The sequence below is a fragment of the Streptomyces tropicalis genome (assembly GCF_029269835.1).
Classification (GTDB): Bacteria; Actinomycetota; Actinomycetes; order Streptomycetales; family Streptomycetaceae; genus Streptomyces; species Streptomyces tropicalis.
In genome coordinates this window covers 1-7,113 of sequence record NZ_JARJBB010000054.1, presented here as the reverse complement: position 1 = coordinate 7,113, position 7,113 = coordinate 1, and the positions used below count along the sequence as shown (strand labels likewise).

The 7,113-nt window shown below is 71.2% G+C and carries 6 protein-coding genes and 1 tRNA gene; 6 read left to right on the top strand and 1 reads right to left on the bottom strand.

What is annotated here, in order from left to right:
- The 4 genes from P3H78_RS32545 to P3H78_RS32530 all read left to right on the top strand — a co-directional run.
- The coding region (locus P3H78_RS32545; protein ID WP_369015729.1) for a DUF6545 domain-containing protein at positions 1–439 on the top strand (439 nt) is incomplete at its 5' end.
- A 104-nt stretch (positions 440–543) separates the two neighbouring features.
- Complete coding sequence (locus P3H78_RS32540; RefSeq protein WP_276112787.1) at positions 544–2,013, top strand: amidase; 1,470 nt, start codon at positions 544–546, stop codon at positions 2,011–2,013.
- A 503-nt stretch (positions 2,014–2,516) separates the two neighbouring features.
- A complete protein-coding gene (locus P3H78_RS32535) occupies positions 2,517–2,798 on the top strand; it encodes an HU family DNA-binding protein (protein ID WP_276112786.1) in 282 nt (93 codons plus the stop codon).
- 59 nt (positions 2,799–2,857) lie between these two features.
- Positions 2,858–2,931 (top strand) — tRNA-Met (locus P3H78_RS32530).
- 392 nt (positions 2,932–3,323) lie between these two features.
- Here P3H78_RS32530 and P3H78_RS32525 read toward each other — a convergent pair.
- Positions 3,324–4,940, bottom strand: a complete 1,617-nt coding sequence (locus P3H78_RS32525; protein ID WP_276112785.1) for a MinD/ParA family ATP-binding protein — start codon at positions 4,938–4,940, stop codon at positions 3,324–3,326.
- Positions 4,941–5,268: 328 nt separating this feature from the next.
- Between P3H78_RS32525 and P3H78_RS32520 the strand changes: the two genes are divergently transcribed.
- Together P3H78_RS32520 and P3H78_RS32515 are read left to right on the top strand one after the other, a co-directional pair.
- Positions 5,269–5,712 (top strand): hypothetical protein, encoded by a 444-nt coding sequence (locus tag P3H78_RS32520; protein WP_276112784.1) that lies wholly within the window; start codon positions 5,269–5,271, stop codon positions 5,710–5,712.
- A gap of 470 nt (positions 5,713–6,182) precedes the next feature.
- Positions 6,183–6,989: an IclR family transcriptional regulator gene (locus P3H78_RS32515; RefSeq protein WP_276112783.1), complete on the top strand. Its 807-nt coding sequence runs from the start codon at positions 6,183–6,185 to the stop codon at positions 6,987–6,989.
- Positions 6,990–7,113: the final 124 nt, after the last annotated feature.

Genomic DNA, 7,113 nt, shown 5'->3' with positions numbered 1-7,113 from the left:
GGCCGCGCTCACCGAGACCAACCCGGGTATCACCCTGCTCCAGCCGGACCGGCAGCACGAAACGATTCTTCAGGGCCGAAGTGTCAACTTCCCCCTGCTGCGGCGCAGCACCGAGATCCGCCACGGCCAGAAGCTGCTCCGCCGGTACCTGGACCCCGCGGTGCTCACCGAATCCGAGGCGCGGCGCGGGCGTGAAGGACTCAGGGGCGCTGATCTGGCAGCAGCGGTCACCGCCGACCAGATCGGCGCGGCCCTGGCACGCCTAGCTGAGGACGCGCCGGTCGATACCCCTGTGGACTACGCCGACTCGGGCTTGCCCTTGCCCAGCTACGAGGAAGAGCTGCACCACCTCGAACGCGTCGCAGGTTTCTTCACCGCGCCCCGTACGACGGGGGCCGCCACCGACTCTGCCAGCACCACATCTGGAGCCCGTACGTGATACTCCGCCGGACCGTGCTCACCGCTGCGACGGCCATTGCCGCAGTCACCGCTATGACCGTCCCAGCCAGCGCCCGCCGCACCTCCAAGAGCTCTCGGAAACCTGTGCCTCTGCGCCTGGCGTCCGCCGGCGAGCAGCTCACCGCTCTGCGTGAAGGCAGGATCACCAGCCGCGCTCTGCTGGAACAGCACCTCGACCACATCGCACAAGCGAACCCGGCCGTGAACGCCGTCGTCACACTGGACACCGAGGGTGCCCGCGCTGCCGCCGACAAAGCCGACGCGCATCTCGCGCAGACCGGCGAGGTCCTCGGCGCCCTCCACGGCCTGCCGATGACCATCAAGGACGCCCTCGAAGTGGCCGGGGTGCGCACCACCTGCGGCTCCCCCGATCTGTCGGACCACGTCCCGGACCGCGATGCCGACACCGTCGCCCTGCTGCGCGCGGCAGGCGCGGTCATCATCGGCCACACCAACGTGCCGACGATGTGCCAGGACATCCAGACCTCGAACCCGATCTTCGGCAAGACCGTGAACCCCTTCGACCCCGAGCGGACCAGCGGCGGCTCCTCGGGCGGTCCGGCCGCCGCCGTCGCCGCGGGGTTCACGAGCCTGGAAGTCGGCTCCGACCTCGCTGGCTCGCTGAGGCTTCCCGCCGCGTACTGCGGGGTCTACGCCCTGCGCACCTCCCGTGGGACCAGCCCGATCGTGCCCACCCGCGGCCACATCCCCCGCCTGCCCGGATGGTCCACCAGCAGCGACATGATCACTCTCGGCCCGATCGCCCGCACCGTCGACGACCTCGACCTCCTCCTGGACGTCATCGCAGCGCCTGCCCCGGCCGACCGGGCGGGCTGGAAGATCGATTTGCCTGCCCCGACCAAGACCCAGCTGAGCGAGTTCCGCATCGGCATCTGGGCGGATGACCCGTACTGCCATGTCGACGCCGACACACGCGCGCTCCTCCAGCACGTCACCGAACTCCTCCGCACCGCTGGCGCCGACATCGACGACTCCACCGAGCCCGTCGACTTCGCCGAAAGCGACAAGCTCTTCCAGCGGCTCATGTATGCCACCGCGTCCGCCACCGCGACGGACGCGGCCTTCGCAGCCGACGTCGAAGCAGCGCAGAAGATCCCGGACGACGACCCGAGCAGCCTGTTCCTCCGCTCCCGGACCATGCGACATCGCGACTGGTGCGTCGCCGACGAAGCACGCCAAAAGCTCCGCGCCACCTGGGCAACATACTTCGCCGAGCACGACATCCTCATCACGCCGGCCACACCCACCGCGGCCGTCCCCGACCAGACGACGACACCGCCCCCGCAGCGGTACATCACCGTTGACGGGCAGAAGTGCTCGTTCTACGACCAGACCGGCTGGCTCAACCTCACCAGTCCCGTCGGACTGCCCTCCCTTGTGCTTCCCGCTGGCAAGACCGAATCTGGACTGCCGCTGGCTATCCAGATCATCGGCCCCTACCTGGCCGACCGCACCGTCCTCAGGGCCGCCAAGCAACTCGCGAAGAGGCTGCCCAGTCCGGTTCGGCCGCCAGCCTTCTCCTCGCAGACCTGACCTCAGCGCGCTCGGCGGGTAAACCACCGAACCCCAGATCACCGCCACTCCAGCTACCCACGGCACGGCGAACGACGTTGTTGGGCACGGCTCCACGGGGGGCCGTGCCCTGCTCCGCAGGAAGGCCCGAGCGCCCGGCCGCCGCCTACCGCGCCGCCTACCGCGCCGCCTCGCGGCGAAGCGATCGCGTGCCCGGGCGTCCCTGCGCTGTCGCGCGCCCCGGCGTTCCTGATGCCAACTCCGTCCTTGAGTCCCTTCAGTCCCGCCTCGCCCTCGATTGCTCTTGCCGACGGGCGAGTTCGGTCCGGTCGAGAGCGGGTTGCGCGATCCGGACGCGGACCCTCGCCCCGCGGCGCTGCCCTCCGCTCACCGCGCCGGAGGGGACGTTGCAGCGCGTCGGCGGTTGCGGCGGTACGACAAGGCCATGGGGCCGATGGCAGGATTACCCCGACGTGTCCCGTGCCGTGCGGCCGGGGTGATCCACAGATCTGGAGTGCAACATCATGAACCGCAGTGAGCTGGTGGCCGCGCTGGCCGACCGTGCCGAGGTGCCCCGCAAGGACGCCGACGCAGTGCTGGCCGCGCTCGCCGAGGTCGCCGGTGAGGTCGTCGCCAAGGGCGACGAGAAGATCACCGTCCCGGGCTTCCTGACCTTCGAGCGCACTCACCGCTCCGCCCGCACCGCGCGCAACCCGCAGACCGGCGAGCCCATCGACATCCCCTCCGGCTTCGGCGTGAAGGTCTCCGCGGGCTCGAAGCTCAAGGAAGCGGCCAAGGGCAAGTAACGCTGCGCCCCGCGCCCTGCCGCCCCGCCCCCTGTGGTTGTGTAAGGTGGCAGCACCGACGCGGGGTGGAGCAGCTCGGTAGCTCGCTGGGCTCATAACCCAGAGGTCGCAGGTTCAAATCCTGTCCCCGCTACGAGAAGGAAGGGACCCGGCTGATGCCGGGTCCCTTTCTAGTTACACGCCTGCGGCTACCTGGATTCCCGAGGTCGGTGAAGCCGTGCGTGGCGCCGAGGGTTCCGGCGACAGGCGCGTCATCCGCCCAGGTGGTCAGCGGGAATCGGTCTGGGCGTAGCGGGCAGTCCAGGGTGTCGGGCTTGCTACCACGGTGGGAGCCCTGGCGCCCGAAGGTGTGACCGCGGCCGGCGAGGGCCTCTTCGCCACCGGCGGCACCCGGCACTCCCACCGCACCTTCCACCTGCCGGCCGGGGGGCAACTGGTTCGCCGCCCAGGCCCCCCCCGGGGCGGACTTGACCGCTCCCACCGCCCCGGGGTGCCGTCCGGTCGCCCTGGCCGCGCCCGGGGCGCTCACCGTGTGGGCGGCGGGAAGGGGCTGTGCTGCGGGTAGCCGGGGGGATAGCCGTAGCCGTGCTGCTGCGGGGGGTGGGCCGGGAAGCCGTGGTGAGCCGGGGCGGCGTGAGCCGCGGCGTGCGGGGGGGGTCTGCGGGTGGTGAAGCCCTCGGCGACGAGGGTGCACAGCTGCAGGTAGGCGTCGCGGGTCTTGGGCCGCATCAGGTCCAGGTCCACTTCGGCGCCGGCCGCCAGGTGCTCGTCGAAGGGGATCGAGACGACCCCGCGGCACCGGGCGGAGAAGTGCGCGACGATATCCTCCACCTTGATCATGCGGCCCTTCTCCCGTACGCCGGAGACCACCGTCAGTCCCCGGCTGACCAGGTCGTTGTAGCCGTGGGCGTTGAGCCAGTCCAGGGTGGTGCTGGCGCTGGAGGCGCCGTCGACCGACGGGGTGGCGACGACGATCAGCTGGTCGGCCAGATCCAGGACACCTCGCATGGCGCTGTAGAGCAGGCCTGTGCCGGAGTCGGTGAGGATGATCGGGTACTGGCGGCCCAGGACGTCGATGGCGCGGCGGTAGTCGTCGTCGTTGAACGTGGTGGAGATGGCCGGGTCGACGTCGTTGGCGAGGATCTCGAGGCCGGAGGGGGCCTGCGAGGTGAAGGCGCGGATGTCCATGTAGGTGTTCAGGGTGGGGATCGCCTGGACGAGGTCGCGGATGGTCGCGCCGGTCTCGCGCCGCACCCGGCGTCCGAGGGTGCCGGCGTCCGGGTTGGCGTCGATGGCCAGGACCTTGTCCTGGCGCTCGCTGGCCAGCGTCGCGCCGAGGGCCGTGGTCACGGTGGTCTTGCCGACGCCGCCCTTGAGGCTGATCACGGCGATCCGGTAACAGGCATGGACCGGGGTGCGGATGAGCTCCAGCTTGCGCTGCAGCTCGGCGTCCTCGCGCGCACCGCCGATGCGGAAGCGAGCCGGGCGGGATCCGGGGCGGGCGCTGCGCGGCTTGGGCGGGGCACCGCGCAGGAGCCGTTCGGAGGACAGCTCGGTCGCGGCGCTGTGCCCCAGGGGAGCGTGCGCCGGGCCGGGAGGTACCGGGTGCGGCGGCGCGTACGGGGCCAGAGGGGCCGCCTGCGCGGTGGCCGGCATCGCGGCGGGCGCGGCGGTGTGCTGCGGCGGCCAGGCCGCTGCGGCAGGCGCCGGGCCGCCGGTGGGGAACGCCGTTCCTTCGGGGGTGGCCGGGGCGGGGTAGGCAACGGCTGGCGGGTATCCGTATCCGGCCTGCGCGGGCGGCGGTCCGGGTTGCTGGAGCGAGGCCGCGGGCGGCGGGCTTGGGGAGGCCGGGGGCGGTGACGGCATGGCCTGCATCGGAGCCGGTTGCACCGGCTGCTGGGCGGGCCAGGGTTCGGGCGCCGAGGGCGTGGTGCCCTGCTGTGGGTGAGGAGCGGGTGCGGGGGCCGCGGGCGGCGCTGGGGCGGGCACGAGTTGGGGGGCGGGGGCCTGGCCGTACCAGGCCGGGCCCGTGTAGGCGGCGGCGAAGGGCCCGTGGTCGGGAGCGGCGTCGTCGCCGTTGATCGGCTGGCTCTGTGCGCTCGGGGCCCAGCCCGCGTCTCCCGCTGCTGGCTGGCTGTGCATGCTTGCCTCCTGATCTGAGCAGCCGCCGGATGGGCGGTGCTGTTCGCGGCGTCGAGCCTGGGTCTGATGCGGGACCAGGAGGTGAACGCCGTCGCGGATCCGGCGCTCTGGTCGGCCTTTTCGACCGCGGCTGCTCGCTCACGCCCGCCTGCTGCGACGTCTCCCGTTCTGGGCGGTTGATTCGGTGCGGTCATGGCCATCGTGCCCGACGAGTCACGGGTGAACGGCGTGCCGGGGCGCTTCTTCCCGCCCGGAGGAACACCAGTTGAGATCGGCTCCCGCCCGCTGCCACGGACGACACCAGACAGCCGTCGTGTCCGCCGTACACATGAGTGGGTGGGACGGTGCCGCGCAGGCCGACGGCACGCCGAGGCCCAGGACGGAGAGGTACGCGATGGAGTGGATGCGACGGCGCCGCAGGCTGGATGTCGCCGCGGGCATCGCCCGGATCGAGCTGCTGTGCGCACCCTCGGTGTGGGCGTCGCTGCTCACCCGGTGCGCACGTCGGTACGGCACCGCGCACTTCGCCAACGGCCTGCAGCAGCCGGCCGGTGCCGGGCTCGTGCGCGTGGAATTGTCCGGGCTGGAGCTCGCGGAACTCATGGACGTGGCAGCTCGCCGCGGCCGCTGGTGGAGCCTGGAGGATCCCCCCGGCCGGGCGCTGTGCCGCTCCGTCTACCAGGCCGCCGCTGCCAGCATCGACCAGTTGGGACCTGTCGAGGCCGACACTGCGGTCCCGCCGATCACGCTCACCGCGGGCGCCCGCTCCTGACAACCACCACGCACATCCTGCAGATCTGGACTTTCCAGTTGCTTTTACACAACAGCTGCTGAAGCAGATGAGTTGTCGGATTACGGGTCATGTGCAGCCGGCCGCGACCGCCTGCGCCGCGACAGAGGCCTATACCACTGAGGCGACGTTATGCGCCGTATGCGCGTTTCCGCAGGCGGACATGCCGCCGATTCGCACAGGGGACGACGACTATGTATCGACATTTCACTCCGCCCGGAGTGTGAAAGTTTCCATACAACTAACGGACAGCAACGAGGGCGAATGCCCTGAACCCGCACCTTCCCGCACAAGATCCAGATCGCCTTTCACTATCCGTCACAGGAAGAGGGTCTTCCGGAAGAGGGTGTTCCTGGCCATCCCCCTATACGCCCAGGTAGAGATCTTGTAGACGGACCAACAGCACCAACTGCCCCGGCTGACGTGCTGATTTGGCGCAAGGGGGAGGAATAGTGGACATCGGGTCACGTAGTTCGCATCAGCGCAAGGAACGCGACCGCACGAACGCGGTGCTCCATGCCCTGCTCCAGCTCGGCCCCGGCCCGCACAAGTCGAGCGAGATCACCGCCCGGACGACCATGGACGAGGAGGAAGTGCGGCGGCGGCTGCTCCAGCTCTTCAAGGCGAAGGTCTGCTACCGGCCACGTTTCGGCTACTGGGAGCTCCGCCCGGTCCCGGCCGCCCCGACCGACACCCCGGGCCTCGTGCACCCCAGCGCCACTCCCCTGCTCGACGCCGCCCTCCTCCTGGAGACCCTGCACAGCCGCACCGAGCAGGCTGTGCTGCTGCACACCTACTCCCCCATCACCGGCGAACGCCTGTGCATCGGCGCCGCCGGAGCCCACGACGTGCGCCTGCGCCGCGAACTGGCCTTCGCACCCCGGGCCGTGGACCGACTGCGCCGGGCACCCCTCGATTCCGACGCACCGGGCTTGGTCATGCTCGCCAACCTCGCCGGCCATGACACCCCACTGCGCGAGGACCTGCGGCAGATCCGTTCCACCCAGGTCGCACTCACCGAGGCTCCCCTCCCCGGCTGGATCCTCGTCTCCGTACCGGTCCGCCGTCTTCCCGGCGCCCCGGCGACTCCCGGTGCCGAGCCCCGCGTGGTCGCCGCCGTCAGCATCCTGGCCCCCGATCACGCGCACGGCGATCCCCTGGTCGCCTACGGGCGGCTGATGCGCAACGCCGTCCAGGCGGCCATCGAGTCCAGCGTCGTCGTCGCTCACCCGCGCTTCGCGCCCGCCCAGGCCGCGTGACCCCGCCCCGGGCCGCAGGCTCCCCACGAGCCCCACACCGGCCCCGTAGACGCCCGAACCGCGGCCCGCCCCGCGGGGGGCGCGGGCCCGTGGGCGTCGAAGCAGGCCACCAACAGTCACAGAG